The organism is Kitasatospora sp. NPDC058218 (assembly GCF_042882445.1).
GTDB lineage: Bacteria > Actinomycetota > Actinomycetes > Streptomycetales > Streptomycetaceae > Kitasatospora.
Map to the genome: position 1 here is coordinate 163,608 of NZ_JBHVWC010000003.1, position 18,287 is coordinate 181,894.

Below are 18,287 nucleotides of genomic sequence, written 5' to 3' on the forward strand. Positions count from 1 at the left end.
TGATCGGTCGTGCTGACGAGGACTACGGTGCCCGGCCCCGCGCACGGGCCGCCGACGGTCCACGCACGGCCGCCGACGGCCGCCGACGGTCCGCGCACGGGCACCGGTTAGCGTGACGGCATGCGTTTCGAGGTGCTGGGCCCGATGACGGTACGGACGGAGAGCGGGGACGTCGTCCCCGTACCCGAGGCGAAGGTCCGTGCGCTGCTCGCCGATCTGCTGGTGCACCACGGGCGTCCGGTACCGGTGGACCGGCTGATCGACGACCTGTGGGGCGAGGCCCTGCCGGGCAATCCCGAGAACACCCTGCAGACCAAGGTCTCGCAGTTGCGCCGCACCCTGGCGAAGGCCGAGGACGGCGCCCGGGCGCTGGTGGAGTACGGCCCCGCGGGGTACGCCCTACGGGTGGCCGAGGAGGCCGTGGACGCCGGCCGGTTCGCCCGGCTGACCGCCCGGTCGCGGGCGGAGCACGATCCGCGGGAGCGGGCCGCGCTGCTCTCGGACGCGCTCGGGCTCTGGCGCGGCGCGGCGTTCGCCGACTTCCGGGACGCCGCGTTCGCCCGGGCCGCGATCGCCGGTCTGGAGGAGCAGCGGCTCACCGCCCTGGAGGACCTCGCCGAACTCCGTCTGGAGCTCGGCGAACACACCCTGCTCGCCGATGAATTGGGACTGCCGGCGGAGGAGAACCCGCTGCGTCAGCGGTTGCAGGCCGCCCGGATGCGGGCGCTGTACCGGGCCGGGCGGCAGAGCGAGGCGCTGGAGGTCTACCGCGAGCTGGAGCGGCGGTTCGCCGAGGACCTGGGGCTCGACCCGGGCGCCGAACTCGCCGCGCTCCACGGGGCGATCCTGCGGCAGGACCCTGCGCTGGACCCCGGCCCGGGCCCCGTCGTCAGCGCCGCCGTCCCGCCCGCCGCCGCCGACGCCCTCACCGCCGCGCCCGCCGCTGCCACCGCCCCGGGCGCCTCCCGGCCGCGCACCAACGTGCCCGCACCGGCGAGTTCACTGATCGGACGGCAGGACGCCGTCGACCGGGTGTGCGCACTGGTCGGGGCGGGCCGGCTGGTCACCCTCACCGGACCGGGCGGGGTCGGGAAGACCCGGCTCGCCCTGGCCGCGGCCACCCGGCTGGCCCGGGCGGACGCGACCGCCGCCGGACCGCTCTGCCCCGACGGCGTCTGGTTCGTCGAACTCGCGGGCACCGGCGGCGCGGTGGCGGAGACGGTGGCCGCCGCCCTCGGCATGCGCGACGACGACGCCCGGGACCTCCGCCCCGCCGACACCGCCGAGGACGGACTCGCCGACACCCTCGCGGCGAAGCGGCTGCTGCTCGTCCTCGACAACTGCGAACACGTCATCGGCCCGGTCGCCGCGCTCGCCGACCGACTGCTGCGCCGGGCGCCGGGGCTGCGCGTCCTCGCCACCAGCCAGGAGCCGCTGGCGATCTCCGGCGAGGTCGTCGACGCCGTCGCGCCGCTGACGGAGGACGCGGCGGTGGAGCTGTTCGCCGGCCGCGCCGCGGCGGCCGCACCCGGCTTCGCCCTCGGCCCCGACAACCTCGAAGCCGTCGCCCTCATCTGCCGCCGGCTCGACGGCATCCCGCTGGCGCTCGAACTGGCCGCCACCCGGGTCCGCGCGCTCGGCGTGCACGCCCTGGCCAACCGGCTGCACGACCGCTTCCGGCTGCTCAACCAGGCGCGCCGGGACGCCCCGGCCCGGCAGCGCACGCTGCGCGCGATGATCGACTGGAGCTGGGAGCTGCTGTCCCCGGCCGAGCGGGCGGTGCTGCGCCGACTGGCCGTGTTCTCCGGTGGGTTCACGCTGGAGTCGGCCGAGGCGGTGTGCGCCGCACCGGACGCCGCCCCCACGGCGGACCCCGACGCCTCCCACGTCCTGGCCCCCGACGTGCTCGACCTCGTCACCCGCCTGGTCGACCGGTCCCTCGTGGTGGCGGCGCACCACGGCGACGGCGCCCGGTACCGGATGCTCGAATCGGTGATCGCCTACGGCCTGGAACGGCTCGACGAGGCGGGCGAGACCGCGGGAGCCCGGTACCGCCACGCGCTCCACCACACCGACCTCGCCGAACGCGCCGCGCTCCGGCTGCACGACCGCGACCAGCGCGGCTGGCTGGTCCGGCTCGACCGCGAGGTCCTCAACCTGCGGGCCGCACTGGACCACGCCACCACGAGCGGCGCCCCCGAACTCGCTCTCCGGCTGGTGAACGCGCTCAGCTGGTACTGGCACCTGCGCGGCCGCATCGGTGAGGCGGTCAGGTCGCTGGGACAGGCGCTGGACTCCGCGGCCGCCCACACCGGGCAGCCCCGCACCGAGCCGCCCCACACCGGGCAGCCCCACACCGAGCCCCCCGCCGAGCCCCTCGCCGAGCCCGCCGCCGGGCTGCTCACCGGGACCGTCACCGGCCCTCTCGCCGACCGGATCGCCGCGGCGCGCGTCCGGCACACCGCCTTCACCCTGCTCACGGGGGACGACGCACGGCACGGCGAGGCCTTCGAGGGCGCCGACGCGCGCGGCCGTTGGCTGCTCGCCCTCGCCCGCTGCGGCTTCGGCGACCAGGCCGCCGAGGGCGGGATCGACCTGCTGCCCGACGAGTTCCGCCGACTCGGCGACCGTTGGGGCGAGGCGGCTGCGCTGAGCGTCCTCGCCACCGCGGCCCTGTACCGGGGCGACCTCGCCGCCCTGCGTCGGTACGCCGGCGGCAGCGCGGTGATCTTTGACGAACTCGGTGACCGCTGGGGTCAGTTGAAGGCCTCCGAGCAGCTCGGCGTACTCGCCGAGATCGCCGGTGACTACCAGGGCGCGGCCCGCCTGCACCGGGACGGCGTCCGGAGCGCGGAGGAGCTGGAGCTCTGGACGGACACCTCCTTCCAGCTGGCCCGGCTGGGCCGGATCGCCCTGCTGACCGGTGACGACGCCCGGGCCACGGAGCTCCACGAGCGGGCCCGGCGGCTCGCCGTCACGCAGTCGCACCGGCCCGCCGAGCAGTTCGCCGAGACCGGGCTGGCGATCGGGGCCCGCCGCCGGGGCGATCTGGACGCCGCCGAGCGGCACCTGCTCCCCTGGCTGGAGTGGAACCGCCGCCTGGGCGTGGACTCCGGCTCCGCGCTGGTCCTCGCCCAGCTCGGCTACGCCGCCGAACAGCGCGGCGACGCGCAGTGCGCCGAGCGGCTCCACCTGGACGGGCTCACGGCGGCCCGGCGCACCGGGGACCCGCGCGCCCTGGCGCTCGCCTTCGAGGGCCTGGCCGGGGCTCGGTCGCTCGCGTCCCGTCACGACGAGGCGGCCGCCCTGCTCGGCACGGCCGCCGCCGTCCGGGCCGCCGTCGACGCGCCGCTGCCCCGGGCGGAGCGGGTCGACGTGGACCGCGCGGCCGCCCGGAGCGGCGAAGCCCTGGGCCGGGGCGGCTTCGAGGCCGCCTACGCCCGGGGCCACGCGCTCACGGCGGCCGCGCAGTTGCGCCTCCTCGGCGCCGACCGCGACACCGACACCGACACCGACGCCGACGCCGGCAGCGACACCGACACCGACACCGATGCGACCAGCACCGAGGCAACCGTCACCCCCGGCCGGAATTGACCCACGGAAGTGCCACCAAAATGCACTTCCGAACGGGTCTCCCGCCTTCTAGATTCATGATCATGACGAACGCCACCGCACCCGCCACCGCACCCGCCCGGACTCCCCGGATCAACTTCGCCAAGGCCGCCCCGGCGGCCTTCAAGGCCCTGATCGGCTTCGACGCCGCCGCCCGCGAGGGCCTCGACCCGGCGCTCGTCGAGCTGGTGCAGATCCGCGCCTCGCAGCTCAACGGGTGTGCGTACTGCCTGCACCTGCACACCTCGGACGCACGCAAGGCCGGCGAGAGCGAGGAGCGGCTGCACATGGTCGCCGTCTGGCAGGACGCCGCGCACTTCTTCACCGAGCAGGAGCAGGCCGCTCTCGCGCTGACCGAGGCCGTCACGCTGATCGGACGGGCGGGCCTGCCCGACGACGTCTACGCCAGGGCCGCCGCGCAGTTCACCGAGGAGGAGCTGGCCCGCCTGCTGGCCCTGGTCCTCACCATCAACACCTGGAACCGGATCGCCCTCAGCACCGCCAAGGTCCCCGGCACCGACGAGCGCGCGGCCCACTGAAGCGGCGTACCGACGCAGCGTACTGACGCCGTCCCCGTACCGGCCCACTGACGCGGCCCCACGCCCGGGGCGCGGCCGAGGTCCCGGCGCCACCCCCGCGGGGCCGGGCCCTCGACCGCGCCCCGGTACGGGGACCGGACGGATCAGGGGCGGAGGTGGCCGAGGACGGAGCGGAAGGCCCGCTCGATGGCCTCGCGCGACTCGTCGGTGGGGTCGAGAGTCTCGAAGCCGTGGTGGCCGTGCGGGACGTCGATCACTTCGAGGTCCGTCTGCCGCGCTTCGGCGGCGGCCGCGAACGCCTCGACCGTCGCGGCGATCTCGGAGACCTCCAGGCCCACCCGGGTCAGCACGACGGGCAGCCGGCCGGCACCGGCCAGGGCGTCCGCGGGGCGGAACCGGCTGTCCACGGCGTGCCAGCCGGGCAGCGGCGCGAGGATGGGGTAGCTCGCGGCGAGGCAGCGCAGCCACGACGGCGGCGCGGACAGCCAGTCCGCCGAGAGCAGACCGCCGCCGGAGTAGAACCAGAGCGCGATGCGGTCACCGTCGACGCGCGGGTCGGCACGGAGCAGTTCGACGGCGTCGGCGACGTCCTGCGCGGCGAGCGGGAAGTCGGCGAGGGAGTGCAGCCGGTGGTCCAGGGTCGCGCCGATCACGCCCTGGCTCGCCGCGTACCGGCCGTAGCCGACGTAGGTCGTCCAGTCCCGCGGGGTGGGCCGCAGGGTCTCGGGGAAGGGGCCGCCGTGGACGAACAGCACCGCCGGCCGCGGTGCGCCGGCCTCGGCGAGGTCCGACGGCAGGTGGAGGTCGACCCGGCCGATGCGCTCACGGGCCTGCGCGGGCACGTCCAGCGCGAACGGGCGGAGGTAGCCGGGCTGCTCCTCGGTCGGGGGCGCGGTCAGCCGGTGGCCCTCGCCGGCGGCGGCACGGAGCAGGAGGTCGGCCAGGTCGTCGGGGCGGGAGAGCATCGGCCAGTGGCCGGTGTCCAGGTCGAAGAAGCCCACCCGGGGGTCGGCGAGTGCCTTGAGCTGCGGCATGCCCAGCGTCATCAGCCCTTCCAGCTTGGCGATGCTCATCCCGCTCGCGGTGCAGAAGACGCCCGAGGTCGGCACCGCCGCGAGCGCCCCCGTCAGCCGGAGCGGCTGGGTGAAGGTGGCGCTCGGCTGCGGCGAGGCGAGGTCGGTCAGCCGGGCCAGCGCCTCCTCCGAGAGCCCGGCGGTGCTGCCCCAGCGCTGCCACCCGTCGGCGGCCGGCGGGGCGATCCGCCAGTCGTCCCCGTCCGGCTCCGCCGGGTTCAGCAGCCGGCCCCGCACCTCCTCGTCGGGGACCAGCTGGAGGGCGGCGTCGCCGTCCTGGGGCATGCCCGCGTCCAGGTAGACGATCCGGGCGATCCGCTCCGGCCGCCGGTCGGCCGCGCCGAGCACGGGGTGGATGCCGTAGTCGTGGCCGACGATCACCACGTCCGACGCGTCCGTCTCGTCGATCAGCCTCACCACGTCGTCGATGTGCGTCTCCAGCCCGGTGTCCGGACCGGCCAGGTGACGGCGGTCCCCCAGGCCGGTGAGCGTCGCCGGGTACACCTCGGCCCCGGACTCCCGCAGCCTGGTGGCCACCTCCCGCCAGACCTGGCCACCGGTGAAGGGCCCCGACACCAGTACGAACGTCGTCATGATCGTCTCCTTGCACGTCTCGTCCGTTCGGCCGGCCTCCCGGCCGCCCGTTCACACCGGTACGGTAGGAACTCCCCCTGAGGGAGGTTCAAGTCTTGTCACCCGACGTCATGTGGAGCATCGGGGAGCTGGCCGAGCGCGCGGGTGCCACGGTCAAGTCCGTCCGCTTCTACTCCGACCGCGGCCTGTTGCCCGAATCCGGCCGGAGCTCCGGCGGGCACCGCCGCTACGGCCCGGAGGCGCTGGACCGGCTCCGGCTGATCCGCTCCCTGCGCACGCTCGACCTGCCCGTCCCCGAGGTGGGTCGGGCCCTGGAGCACGAGTCGGCACTGGAGGACGCCGTCGCCCGGCAGTTGCGCGAAGTCGGGTCGCAGCTGACCGCCCTGCGCTGGCGCGAGGCCGCCCTCCACCTGCTCCAGGACTGCACCCCCGCCGAGCGCGCCGAGCGGCTGCGCCTGATCGGCGTGGTGGCCGGCCCGCCCGACACCACCGTGATGGCCCGCTTCTGGCGCCGCGTGCTGCCCCCGCGGCTCCCCGCCGAGCTGCTCGCGGCGGTCGTCGACGCGGCCGTCCCGGCGCCCCCCGACGACCCGACCCCGGCCCAGGTGCTGGCCTTCGCCCGGATGCACGCGCTCACCGCCCCGGGCAGGCTCAGCATCGCCCCCTGCCGACCCGACCTCCGCGCGCCCGACGAGGGCTACCGGCCGGCGGTGCTCTACCAGGGCCTCGGCCAGGCGTACGAGCTGGCGGCGACGGAGATGGCGCAAGGAGCGCCGCAAGCGGGCGAGTCCCTCGACTGCTTCGTCGCCGCGCACGCCGACTCCGGCGGCCTGCGCGACACTTCGGAGTTCCGCCGGCACCTCGGGTACGTCCTCGACCAGACCGCCGACCCGCTGGTCGACCGCTACTGGCAGCTCGCCACCGAGCTCGCCACCCCGGCCGACGGCCCGCCCGCCATCACGCCCGGCTCCGCCCACGCGTGGCTGCGCGCCTCCCTGGACGCCCAACTCGCCGACGCCGCCTGACCGGTGCCGGAGCGGCGAACGAGGTCATGCCGTGACCTCCTCGGTGACCGGGTGAGCGGCGGGAGTGCTCGGGGTGCTCATGCCCGCCATGCTGGACGCGGGACGTTTCGGCCCCCGCCGAACCGTGCCCGGGGCACCATGGAGGCATGTCGCTCGCCCAGCTCGCCGGCCTGCTCGCCGACCCCACCCGCGCCGCCTTCTGCACCGCCCTGCTAGACGGGCGGGCCTGGACCGCCGGCGAGCTCGCCCGGCACGCCGGCGTCGCACCGTCGACCGCGAGCGAGCACCTGTCCCGGCTCATCGCCGGCGGCCTGCTGGCCGAGGAGCGGCAGGGGCGGCACCGGTACGTCCGGCTCGCCGACCCGGCGACGGCGGCGTTGATCGAGGACCTCTGCGCCTACGCGGCGGCCACCGGCCCGGCGCGGCCCCGGCCGCACAACCTGCGCGAGTCCACCCGGCTGAGCGCCGAGGCCCGGGCGAGGACCTGCTACGACCACCTGGCCGGCCGGCTCGGGGTGGCGGTCACCGAGGCCGTGCTGGCGCGCGGACTGGTGACGGACGACGCCGGCCTCGCGGTCACCGCGCAGGGGCGGGAGTGGCTGGCCGGTCTGGGCGTCGAGCTCCCGGCCCGGGCCGGGAGCTCGGGCGGTCGACCCCTGGTGCGGAGCTGCCTGGACTGGACGGAGCGCCGCAGCCACCTGGGCGGCGTCTTCGGCGCGGAACTCTGCCGGACGGCGCTGGACCGGGCCTGGGTGGCGCGGATCGGCTCCGGCCGGGCCCTGCGGGTGACGCCGGATGGCGACCGGGCGCTGCGCGAACTGCTCGGGATGGCCCTCGACCCGGTGGCGGCGTGACGGACCGGACGCCCGCCACCGCTTCTGCGACGCCACCCGGCGGCCGCTCCCCCGCCCGGGGCCCTCACCCCATCGTCTTCGCCCCGTCCAGCGACTCCCGGATGATGTCCGCGTGCCCGGCGTGCTGCGCGGTCTCCGCGATGACGTGCAGCAGCACCCGGCGCACGGACCAGCCGGCGCCCGGCTCGAACCACGGCGCCTCCGGCAGCAGGTGGACGAGGTCCAGGTCGGGCAGGGTCGAGACCAGCTCGTCCGTCTCGTGCGCCACCCGCTCGTAGGCGGCGAGGAGGCCGGCCAGCGTCTCGCCGTCCGCCATCCGGAACTGGCCCTCCCAGTCGATGGCCGCCCGCTGCATCGCCTCCGCACCACCGACCGCGAACCGCATCCAGCGGTCCTCGACGCCCATGACGTGCTTGATCAGGCCGCCCAGGCACAGCTCACTCGCCGTGGTGCGCCGGGCGGCCTGCTCGTCGTCTAGGTCGCGGACGGTGTACCGGAGGAAGCCGCGGTGCTTGTCCAGCGTCTGGAGCAGGTCGGCCCGCTCCCCGCCGCTCATCAGTCGTCCGCCATCACGGGCATGTCCCCGGAGGTCGCTCCGAGGTCGATGATGCCGAAGGCCGCGCCCTGCTGGTCGCCGACCGCCGCGAACCGGCCGAACGGGCTGTCCATCGGCCCGAAGTAGAGCTGTCCGCCGTGCTCGTTCACCTTGGCGACGGTGGCGTCGCAGTTGTCCACCGCGAAGTAGACGCTCACGTACGACGGCGCCTCGGGCGGGAGGTCCTCCGGGCCCACCTTCATCCGGCCGAGAGCGGGCCGGTCGGCGACCTGGAAGATCTTGTAGTCGACCTGGTCGGCCTCCATCCGCTTGGTGCTGTACGGGAAGACGGCGGGGAAGAAGGCGTCGGCCTTGCCCGGCTCGCGGGTGAGCACCTCGGCCCAGGTGTACGCACCCGGCTCGCCCTGCTTCTCGAAGCCCTCGTGACTGCCGGCCTGCCAAACGCCGAAGGTGACGCCGCCCGGGTCCTTGGCGATCGCCATCGAGCCGAAGTCGCCGACCTGCATCGGGCCCATCAGCACCTCGCCGCCCGCGCTGCGGATCTTCTCGACGGTGGTGGCGGCGTCCGGCGAGGCGAGGTACAGGCACCAGGCCGACTTCACCTCCTCCCCGGGCATCGGCGGGACGACGGCGGCCACCGCCTTGCCGTCCGAGTACGCCGTCGTGTAGTTGCCGAACTCCGACGCACTCTCGCCGAAGGTCCAGCCCAGCACCGCCCCGTAGAAGGTCTTCGCGCCGTCCAGGTCCTTGAACATCGCGTCGGCCCAACAGGGCGTGCCCTCAGGTAGCACGGCCATGATCCTGTCCTCCATGTAGCGATATGTAGCTATTTGCCCCGATTCGCCACAGTAGCCAGTCCCCCGCCGGACCGCGCCCCGAGCCCGGAGCCCGCGCCCGAGCCCCCGCCCGGACACGCCGACGGCCCACCGGAGCACCCCGGCGGGCCGTCGTCGAACCCGGTCGCGGGAACCGGTCGCCGCTATCCGCTCACCCCGCCTTGCCTCCCGGGAGCGCTGCGGCGAGCGGCGGCCGCGCACCCGCCGTGCCGAAGCCGACCGGCCCCGTCGGTACGAGCCCCGGGCGCGGCGCCGCCTCCGCCCCGCCCGCGGCCGCCTGCACCGGTGCCGCCGCGAGGGCGAGCCGCGCCGCCGCCGTCCCCAGCCCGGGCGCACCGAACGGAAGCGCGCCCCCGGTGCCGGCCGGCACCGACCCCGCAGGAGCCGCGGCCGTGGACTCCTCGACCGGAAGTTCCACGGGCCGGTCGACAGGAGGCCCGCTCGGGACCCCCGCCGGAGCACCTGTCGGGGCACCCCCCGGCACCGCCCCCGCCGTACGCCCGAAGTGCCGCCGCAGGTCCGCCTCGCCGTACCGCCGGCAGTCCCGGTGCCAGATGTAGATGCCCGCGAGCCAGTTCTCCAGCTCCTCCACGTACCCGTCCAGCAGCGCCCGGGCCTCCGACCCCAGCTCGAAGTCGTCGTACAGCACCGGGAACTCGTTCTGCGCCACGTGCTGGAACTGCCTCAGCCGCGAGTGCATCAGGTCGTCGACGATGCGCACGGCCGCCGGGTAGTCGCAGTTGAAGAAGTTCTGCACCACCAGTACCGCGTTGTGCACCTCGCCCTCGTACTCGACCTCCTTCTGGTACGAGAACAGGTCGTTCATCATGCACGCGTAGTCGGCGGCCGCGTTCTCCAGCGAGCGCATCGGCCCGCTCTGGTAGATCGCCGGCGGGACGGCCTGGCCGTGGGCCAGCCGGCACAGGCTCATGGTGAGGTCGGAGCCGAAGGTCTTCCGGCGCATCTCGATGTAGTCCACCGGGTCGGGGATCCGGTGCTGTGCCTGGTTGTTGAGCTCCCAGACCCAGCTCAGGGTCATGTCCTCGATGGCGGTGCGGAACTTCCGCCGGGCGTCCGCCGTCATCGGGGCGCTGGTCCGCTCCCAGAGGTCGGCCAGGCCCCGCTCCAGGGCGTTCACCGGCACCGGCGTCGGGCTGCCGTCGACGGGCATGAAGGTCGAGAAGCGCTCGGTGATGAGCTTGGCCCCGACCAGGTCGCGGGTCCGCCCGTAGACCACCGGGTAGTAGTCGTCGCCGTACGTCCCCCACGTCAACCAGGCCGAGGTGAGGTCGAGTTGTTCGGCGGTGGCGTCCGGGTGGATGCCGGCCGAGCAGAGCGGGAAGTCGTAGTCGGCGACCTTCTCGGCCGTCCAGATGTCCGAGCCCGGGACGCCCGGCTGCTCCTCCAGCATGCCCATCCGGGCGGCCCACTCCGCGGTGTTGCGCCGGGAGGTGTCCAGGTGCGGGCTGAGCTGCACGGTGTAGGGGAGTTTGAACTCCGGCAGCCGGGACGGCCCGACCTGCTGGAACGGCACGTGGCTGTGCGACCTGGTCCGCCGCACCGCCGGGTCGACGCCGCCCAGCGAGCCGGGCGTGCCGTCCAGCGTGTTCACCCCGCTCAGCGAGCCCAACTCGCCCAGCCCACCCGGCAGTCCACGCGCCGCGCCGACCCGGAGCACGTCCAGCGCAGACGTCCCGATCCCGCCGATCGCGTACTGGTCCCACCAGTTGGCCGCGCCCGCGGCCGCGCCGCCGTCGTTCATGTACCGGCTGGACCGCATGTGCCACTCGTGGCCGCCGGACTGCCAGTCCTGCAGGCCCTTGACGTACGCCAGCACCCGGGCGACGCCCACCGGATCGAGCCCGGTCTCGGTGAACAGCCACGGCAGTTCGGTGAACACGGTGTTCTCGAACTGCTGGAGCCGCGAGGTGAGCAGGTCGTTGACGGCGTCCGCGGCCTCCTGCGTCGTGCAGCCGAGGAAGGTCTCCAGCACGAGGATGCCGTTGCTCAGCTCGCCCTCGTCCTCGACCTCCCGCTGGTAGGAGAAGATGTCGTTGCGCAGGTGGACGCCGTCCGAGAAGGCGTCCATCAGGACGCGCAGCGGCCGCGAACCCGAAACCTCCTTCGGCACCTCGGCGTTGGCCGCGTACTCGATCAGACCGGCCGACCAGGGCGCACCGCCCACCTTGCGGCGCATCTCGATGTACTCGACCGGGTTGGCGATCCGGCCGGCGTTGATGTTGGCGAGTTCCCAGAGCGACTCGTTGAGCAGGTTGCGGGTGCTCTCGGCGAAGCGGATCCGCCAGTCCTCGCCCATCGAGGGCACGGTGCGCCGCCAGAGGTCGGCCAGCCCCGCCTCGACCGGGTTGGTGGGCTCGGGCATCGGGGTGGTCGGGTCGGCCGGCATGAAGAGCGGCAGCCGGTCCAGGTAGGCCTTGCCGCCCTCGCGGTCGTTGCTGCGCTTGTAGATCTCCAGGAAGTGGTCGTCGAAGAAGAAGACCCACACGTACCAGTCGGTGACCAGCGACAGCGCCTCGGCGGAGGCGTCCGGGTGGGTGTAGGCGCACAGCAGGCCGTAGTCGTGGGCCTCCAGATCGGCCTGGTCCCAGATGCCCGACCCCTCCAGCATCCCCATCTCCCGTGCCCACGCGGTGGAGTGGGCACGGGCCCCTTCGAGATGCGGGTTCAGCCGTGCCGGGTGCGGCACGTAGAAGGAGGGCAGTTCGAACGGCTGAGTCACCGGGCGAGCCTTTCTGGACGCGTCGAGGAGGCCTACCGGCGCGGCGGAGCGGAGCCTTCGGTCCGCCGCGTCCGCCACCCGGTCGGCTCAGCATTACCCGTGGCCGACGATCTCCACCGGGCAACCGCAACAGTCGTATGAGATAAGCCGATTGAGTCGAACTTATGCCCGATAGAACGGACGCTTCTGGTTCATCTGTACGGGTGCGGGCCGCCCGAGCCCCGCCTCCCCCGCCGCCCGAGCTCGCCCTCCCGCCAGCCGACCCCGTCCTCCCCCGCCGGCCGGTCAGACCGTCTTCACCGCACCGCCGTCGATCAGGTGATCCGCCCCCGTGATGCTGCCCGCGTGCGGCGAGGCCAGGTGCACGACCAGCGCCGCCACCTCCGCCGGCTCGACCAGCCGGCCGGTGGTCATCCCGACCGTCCCCGGCAGCGCGGCCAGCAACTGCTCCTGCTCCAGCCCCATCGCGCCGGCCAGTGCCGCCCCGTACCCGTCCGACGACTCCCACATCGCGGTCCGCACCGGGCCGGGCGAGACGGTGTTGACCCGCACGCCGCTCGGCCCGAACTCCTCGGCCAGCGCCTTGCCGAAGGCCGTCAGCGCCGCCTTCGCCACCGTGTACGGGACGGGCCCGGCGTGCGGCAGTCGGGCGCCGTTGGACGAGATGTTGACGATCGCGCCGCGCCGCCGGACCAGGCCGGGCAGCGCCGCCCGGGTGGCGCGGACGGCGGCCATCAGGTTGAGGTCGAAGGACTGCCGCCACTGCTCGTCGGTGAACGAGAGGAACCCGCCGACCTGGTCCGCACCGGCGTCGCCGCCGCCCACGTTGTTCACCAACAGGTCCAGATCGCCCCCGAGTTCGGACGTCGCCGCCGCCATCAGCCGGGCCGGGCCGTCCGGGGTCGACAGGTCGACCGGGACGGCGATCGCCCCGGTGCGCACCAGCTCCGGCGTCACCGTCCGGGCGCCCGCCACCACCCGCACCCCCTCGGCCGCCAGCGCGGCCACCACAGCCAGCCCGATCCCCCGGCTCGCACCGGTCACCACGGCGGTCCTGCCGTTCAGCTGCATGTCCATGCTGCACCCCTCCATGCCCAAGATTTGCGTCATCAGTGATGCAAGAAAGGTAGAACATGCATCATCAATGTCGCAACTATCGACGGAGCAGCTACCCCGCCGTATCCTTTCGGGGAGTCCGACAGGAAGAAGGCGCGCCACCGATGCCGACCCAGCAGCCGCAACCGCGCCGCCCCCTGCGCGCCGACGCCGAACGCACCGTCCGGGCGATCCTGGAGGCCGCCGAGCGCGTCCTGAGCGCCAATCCCACCGCGACCCTGGAGCAGATCGCCGAGGCCGCGGGCGTCGCCCGGACCACCGTCCACCGCCGCTTCGCCACCCGCGAGGCGCTGCTCGCCGCGCTCACCGCCTGGGCCACCCGGCAGTTCCACACCGCGGTCGAGACCGTCAGCGACAGCACCCCGCCGCTGGTCGCCCTGCACCAGGTCACCGCCAACGTGCTCCAGGTGAAGATCGGCTGGGGCTTCGCGATGAGCGCCCCCGCCCCGGAGGACCCGGAGGTCGCCCGGATGCACGCCGAGGTGCTGACCCGCTGCGACCGGCTCTTCGAACGCGCCCGCGACGCCGGCGTCCTGCGCGCCGACACCGACCTCGCCTGGGCCCGCCGCGTCTACTACGCCCTGATCCACGAGGCGGCCCGGCCCGGCCCCGGCGACCCGGACACCCCCGAGGCACTCGCCGCCCTGGTCGTCGACACCCTGCTCGGCGGCCTCGGCCCGCGCTGACACCTCCCGGGAACGCCGGGAGGGGCGAGCGGTGACCGCTCGCCCCTCCCCCGGCACTGCCGGCCCCGCCGTCAGCCGAGCAGCGCCAGCGACGCGGCGGCCGGCGCCAGGTAGACCAGCGGGAACGGGATGTGGGCGTACGCCCGCGCCCGGGCGACGGTGATCGCCGCCCCCGCGAAGTACAGCACCAGCCCGATCGCGGCCAACACCCCGACCACCGGCACGAACAGACCCGCCACCAGGCCCACCGCCCCCGCCGCCTTCGCCGCCCCCAGCCAGTTCCACCAGGCCTGCGGCACCCCGTACTCGGCGAGCGGCTCCACCACGAACCTGGCCCGGACGAAGATCGCCCCACCCGAGAACCCCGCCATGAAAGCGGCCAGCGCGGTGACGACGACATAAGTGGTGGACATCAGCGTTCTCCCCATCGGAATCGGGCGGGTCTCTCGTGCACTTCCACTCCTCTGACCCGCCGCACCACCCCGGTGTGACAGAACCGCCGAAGATCTTTTCGGCCGCTCTGCTCAGCCCCCACTGCCGTTCACCGAGTCCTGCATGACATCCCAGGCCGCCGGCACCGACTCGTCCGGGTCCTCGCCCCCGTCGGGCTCGAACGCACCCGTCGGACCCGCCTCGCCCCCCGGCCCCGCCGGCCGGACCGGCCCCGGCACGAACGCACCCGGCTCCGCCGCTCCGCCCTCGGGAGGGCCGCCCAGGCTCGCCCGGATCAGCGCCGCCGCCTCCGGACGCCCCATGGCCTCGGTGATCCGGGCCACCCAGCGCGCGTAGTCGGTCCGCTCGTCGCCCTCGCCGTCGAGGTCGGCGTCATCCATCAGGTCGTTCAGCGGCCCGACCACCACCGGCCCCCGCCGCTCCGGCTGCTGCGCCCCTGCCGCCGCCGACGGCGGCACCGTCCCACCGTCCACGTCCGGGTGGTGCAGCGCGGACACCGACCCCGGCGCGACCGCGTCCAGGAACGGCACCGGCTGCCGCACCGGCCGCGTCACCAGGTACTCGTACAGCTCGTCGACCGGCTGGTCGTTGGCCGCCGCCGACAGCTGGGCGAGCGGGCCGATCATGCCGACCGCCTCCCTGACCTCCTCGTCGTGCCGGGCCAGCCACCAGACCACCGCGCTGCCGGGCGACTTGAGCACGTCCTCGCCGAGGTAAGCCCGCTTGTTCCGCTCGTACCGCCGCTCGTGCTCCCAGACCTCCTCGGCCTTGCGCACCTCGGACAGCTTGCCGAGCCGCTCCCGGTCCGCCTCCGGCAGGCCGAGCCCGACCCGTCCGCCCATCGCCACCACCAGGCCGGAGGAGTCCGGGCTCTGTGTGCCGAGCATTCCCTCCAACCGGTGCCGTACGAGGTCCAGCCGGCCGGGGTGCTCGCGCTCGGTCACCGCCCGGGCGCGGGCCAGCACGGTCTCCACGGCGAGGCTGCCCGGGTTGGCGTGGACGAGACCGCTCATGTTCCGCACCGGCCGCCACCAGACCGTCGCCGAGAAGAGGAAGTCGTAGTCCGGCACCCCGCTGGGCAGCGCGACGCCCTCCACCCGACTCTCCTGGTAGGGGAGTTCGACAGCCGGCGGTTGGACCGGGGGCGGCGACGAGGGGTACGGCTCGCGCGCCGCCTCCACCACCGCCGCACCCTGGCGCCCCGCGGTCTGCTGCACCACCAGGGCGACCACGGCCGCCGCCACCGCCCACAACCAGACCGGCCACCCGGCCGCCAGCCCGAGAAGCACCGGCACCGAGCCCGTCGCAACGGCGAGGACGGCAACATTGACCTTGCTCATGGGGCTCACGGGATCCTCTCCTCGGACGGACGCGCCCGGGGCGGGTCCATCGGCTCAATGCCCTGCACGTGATCGATCAACTGCCAGAACCGGCGCGCCACTTCGTCCCGGCGGGGCCCGACCGACGGGTCCCCGCCGGTCGCCGCCCAGTCGTAGCCGACCAGGTACAGGCGACTGAGCAGGTCAGCCCGTTCGCGGGCAGCCCCGACCAGCACCTGCATCAGCTGCTCCCCCCGGGCCGCCGGAGCCGTCAGGGCTTCGGACAGCCACCGCTTCACCACCGGCTCCCACCGCCGCACCGGGGCCACCGCCAGGACCGCACACCAGCCGCGTTCGACGGCCTCCCGGTCGATCCACTCGGGCGGCGGGTCCATCAGGCTCAGGAAGATCCCGACGTCCGCCGAGTCCACCCGCCGGGTCTCCAGCGCGTCCCAGAGCCGGGCCATGAGCTTGGCGTGGAGCCGCCGGTCCCGCCGGACCAGTACGAACAACGCCTCCCGGGCGTCCGGCGGGCCACCGTCGGCAGTCCCCCGGGCGAGGTGGTGCAGTCGGACGAGCGCCTGGTCGGGGTGGGCGGGTGCCATCACGTCGAGGCAGATCCGTGCCAGGACGCGGACGAGGTTGGGGTGCAGCCGCGCCGTGGTCGCCCAGTCGTAGATCCGGGCCCGGAAGGCCGGACCGAAGCGCTCGTCCGCGAGCCCGCAGGCCAGGACCTCGATGGCCTCCGGCAGCAGCCTCGTCTCCGCCGCCCAGAACTCGGCGAGCTCGAACAGCGGCCGCACCCGGCCCACTCGCAACGACTGCTCGGCGAAGCGGGCCACCAGGAGCCGCCGGTCGTGCGGGCCGAGCAGTCCCGCCTTGACGGTCTCCCCCACCCAGTGCCCGAACGCCTTCCGCAGGTCCGGGTAGTACGTCCAGAAGTGGGCGCGGACGGCCGCGTCGTAGGCCAGCGCCTCGAACTGGATCCGCCCGTCCCGGTCGACCGTCACCCGCAGGTCGTCCAGACGCTCGGTGAGGTCGGTCCGGTCGAGCCTGGGCTTCTCCTCCGGCGGGTGCTTGAGCTTCGCCAGCAGCCTTTCGGCCTGGTGGAACACCACGTCGGCCGGAGCGCCGCTCAGCATCGCCGCCACCAGCAGCAGTGCCCGCTGCCGCCCTTCGGCGAGCCCGGCGACCTGGTCGGCGACCTCCCTGCTCCGGTCCCGGAGCGCCTCCGCCGCCTTCCGCGCCCAGAGTGCGAAGTCGCCGCCCGTCGAACGGGCCTGCTCCATGAGCTCGGCCAGCCGCTGCAACTCCCGCATGGCGGAGCGCTCCAGCAGCTCGCCGAGGGCCGACTCCCGCAGCTCGGCCGCCGGGACGTCGATGCCCGTCCGCTCCAGATGCCGCGCGAGTACGCGATCGCCGCGCGGGCGCTCGATCGGCACCACCAGCTGCCGGAGGTCCGACCGGAGCAGCCGGTCGTACCCGTCGGGAAGGACGACCGCCATCCGGGCACCGCAACGCTCGACCTTGTCCCAGTAGGCCGAGAGCCGCTGCTGCTCACCCACGAACTCCTGCTCGGACGCCCCGGAGAGGTCGAGCAGGATCCGGTCCCCCTCGGCCGGCTCGGGCTCCTCGTCGTGCCGGTCCGCCAACGGCAGATCACGGAACCGGTCGTCGTCGGCGCCCTGCCGGTGCAGCAGCACCACGGCCGCGGTCCGCCGCCCGCTCCCGGGCGGCCCCGCCAGCAGAACGGTCGTGCCGGGCTTCTCCAACCGCTCGGACGCATCGCCGTATCCCCTCGGGGAGACGAACCGGCTGCTCAACCAGCGGCGATGTTCCAGCGCCACCCGCAGGGGGTCGATGCCGGTCCGGACCAGCCGGTCCTCACCGGCCAGCAGGTAGTAGAAGTGCTGGTCCCCGGTTCCCGTGTGCGTCGGCCCGTGCGCGTCCCCGATCCGCGTCTCGGTCACCGCTGCCGGCCCTCGCGGCGGCGGCGCTCCTCGCGCTCGTCCCGCTCCTCGCGCTCCCGCCGGTCGCCGAACTTCTGGTTCACGGTGCCGCGTTCGAAGTAGTTAGCGCCCTCCCCGGTGAACTGCACGCCTCCGTTGCGGATCTCGTTGTGCTGCTCCCCGCTCCCCGTGTGCAGCGGCCCGTTCGCCGTGTTGATGAACGTGCCCACGTCGCCGCCCACGTTGCCGATGCCCCCGTTCTGCCGGTGCGTGTAGTCCCTGGCCTGGACGACGCTGCCGTCGACCCGGCCCACCCGGTTGCGGGCCTCCGGCTGATCGGCCTCGCTCTTCGCGAGTTGCCGCTGCGCTTCGGCGAGTCGGGGGAGCGCCTCGGCCAGGTCGTCGCCGATCCGGGCCAGGTCGGCGTCCGCGTTGCGGGTGTCCAGCCGGCGGTACTGGCAGTCGGCCAACTCGCCCAGTTCGGCGGGGAGGTCGCGTCGGTTGAGCCGGGTGGCGCGGCCGATCAGCACCGGTACGACCAGTGCGCCGCTCTCGAAGGCCTCGACGATCTCCCGCCGGGTCCAGTCCTCGGGGTCGTCGAGCGCGCGCCGGCCGTCCGCGGTGCGGGCGTCGGCCCAGCGGTCGCCGATGACGGCGATCAGCACGCTGCTGCGGCGCACGGCGGTCAGCAGTTCCTGCGGGAAGCGCCGGCCGACCTTGATCGATTTGCTGGCGCGGAACACCCGTTCGCTGCCGAACCGCCGGGACAGCTCGCGCTCGATCAGGGTGGCACCGGTGTCCTCGTCGCTGGTGCGGTAGTTCACGAAGATGTCGGGCATGGCGGATCACCTCTCCAAGGAGTGACGGGGGCAGGACCGGGCCGGGGAGACGCCGGGGAAAGGCCGGACGGGAAGCGGGGCGCGACCGGGCTGGCC

General features: G+C 74.4%; 14 protein-coding genes. 5 read left to right on the forward strand and 9 right to left on the reverse strand.

The annotated features are described in order from the left end of the window. Positions 1-120: 120 nt before the first annotated feature. Positions 121-3,594: a BTAD domain-containing putative transcriptional regulator gene (locus tag ACFVYI_RS02865; RefSeq protein ID WP_387880844.1), complete on the forward strand. Its 3,474-nt coding sequence runs from the start codon at positions 121-123 to the stop codon at positions 3,592-3,594. Positions 3,595-3,650: 56 nt separating this feature from the next. Continuing rightward, positions 3,651-4,151, forward strand: a complete 501-nt coding sequence (locus tag ACFVYI_RS02870) for a carboxymuconolactone decarboxylase family protein (protein WP_387880846.1) — start codon at positions 3,651-3,653, stop codon at positions 4,149-4,151. 143 nt (positions 4,152-4,294) lie between these two features. Here ACFVYI_RS02870 and ACFVYI_RS02875 read toward each other — a convergent pair whose 3' ends face one another. Further along, positions 4,295-5,818, reverse strand: a complete 1,524-nt coding sequence (locus ACFVYI_RS02875; RefSeq protein ID WP_387880849.1) for an alpha/beta fold hydrolase — start codon at positions 5,816-5,818, stop codon at positions 4,295-4,297. A gap of 95 nt (positions 5,819-5,913) precedes the next feature. Between ACFVYI_RS02875 and ACFVYI_RS02880 the strand changes: the two genes are divergently transcribed. Further along, positions 5,914-6,843 carry a MerR family transcriptional regulator gene (locus ACFVYI_RS02880; protein WP_387880852.1) on the forward strand — a complete coding sequence of 310 codons (930 nt, stop codon included), beginning with the start codon at positions 5,914-5,916 and terminating at the stop codon, positions 6,841-6,843. Between the two features lie 146 nt (positions 6,844-6,989). Further along, on the forward strand, positions 6,990-7,697 hold the full coding sequence (locus tag ACFVYI_RS02885; protein WP_387880855.1) for an ArsR/SmtB family transcription factor: 708 nt from the start codon (positions 6,990-6,992) through the stop codon (positions 7,695-7,697). Positions 7,698-7,761: 64 nt separating this feature from the next. Here ACFVYI_RS02885 and ACFVYI_RS02890 read toward each other — a convergent pair whose 3' ends face one another. The 4 genes from ACFVYI_RS02890 to ACFVYI_RS02905 all read right to left on the reverse strand — a co-directional run bounded on the left by ACFVYI_RS02890 (position 7,762) and on the right by ACFVYI_RS02905 (position 12,906). Then, positions 7,762-8,253, reverse strand: coding sequence for a DinB family protein (locus ACFVYI_RS02890; RefSeq protein ID WP_387880858.1), 492 nt, complete (start codon positions 8,251-8,253; stop codon positions 7,762-7,764). Next, positions 8,253-9,050: a VOC family protein gene (locus ACFVYI_RS02895; RefSeq protein ID WP_387880861.1), complete on the reverse strand. Its 798-nt coding sequence runs from the start codon at positions 9,048-9,050 to the stop codon at positions 8,253-8,255. Before ACFVYI_RS02895 ends, ACFVYI_RS02890 begins: the two co-directional genes overlap by 1 nt. Before the next feature lie 190 nt (positions 9,051-9,240). After that, positions 9,241-11,829 (reverse strand): germacradienol/geosmin synthase, encoded by a 2,589-nt coding sequence (locus tag ACFVYI_RS02900; RefSeq protein WP_387880864.1) that lies wholly within the window; start codon positions 11,827-11,829, stop codon positions 9,241-9,243. A gap of 285 nt (positions 11,830-12,114) precedes the next feature. Beyond that, positions 12,115-12,906, reverse strand: a complete 792-nt coding sequence (locus ACFVYI_RS02905; RefSeq protein ID WP_387880866.1) for an SDR family oxidoreductase — start codon at positions 12,904-12,906, stop codon at positions 12,115-12,117. Positions 12,907-13,049: 143 nt separating this feature from the next. On the opposite strand from ACFVYI_RS02905, the gene ACFVYI_RS02910 reads away from it, so the two are divergent. Then, positions 13,050-13,631: a TetR/AcrR family transcriptional regulator gene (locus tag ACFVYI_RS02910; protein WP_387880869.1), complete on the forward strand. Its 582-nt coding sequence runs from the start codon at positions 13,050-13,052 to the stop codon at positions 13,629-13,631. A gap of 71 nt (positions 13,632-13,702) precedes the next feature. Here ACFVYI_RS02910 and ACFVYI_RS02915 read toward each other — a convergent pair whose 3' ends face one another. The 4 genes from ACFVYI_RS02915 to ACFVYI_RS02930 all read right to left on the reverse strand — a co-directional run bounded on the left by ACFVYI_RS02915 (position 13,703) and on the right by ACFVYI_RS02930 (position 18,191). Next, entirely contained in the window at positions 13,703-14,044 is a 342-nt protein-coding gene (locus tag ACFVYI_RS02915) for a DoxX family protein (protein ID WP_387880871.1), read from the reverse strand. Between the two features lie 111 nt (positions 14,045-14,155). Further along, on the reverse strand, positions 14,156-15,424 hold the full coding sequence (locus ACFVYI_RS02920) for a hypothetical protein (protein ID WP_387880874.1): 1,269 nt from the start codon (positions 15,422-15,424) through the stop codon (positions 14,156-14,158). A 5-nt stretch (positions 15,425-15,429) separates the two neighbouring features. Next, positions 15,430-17,373, reverse strand: a complete 1,944-nt coding sequence (locus ACFVYI_RS02925) for a hypothetical protein (protein WP_387880877.1) — start codon at positions 17,371-17,373, stop codon at positions 15,430-15,432. Continuing rightward, entirely contained in the window at positions 17,370-18,191 is an 822-nt protein-coding gene (locus ACFVYI_RS02930; RefSeq protein WP_387880879.1) for a TIR domain-containing protein, read from the reverse strand. The genes ACFVYI_RS02925 and ACFVYI_RS02930 overlap by 4 nt, the downstream gene beginning before the upstream one ends. Between the last annotated feature and the right edge of the window lie 96 nt (positions 18,192-18,287).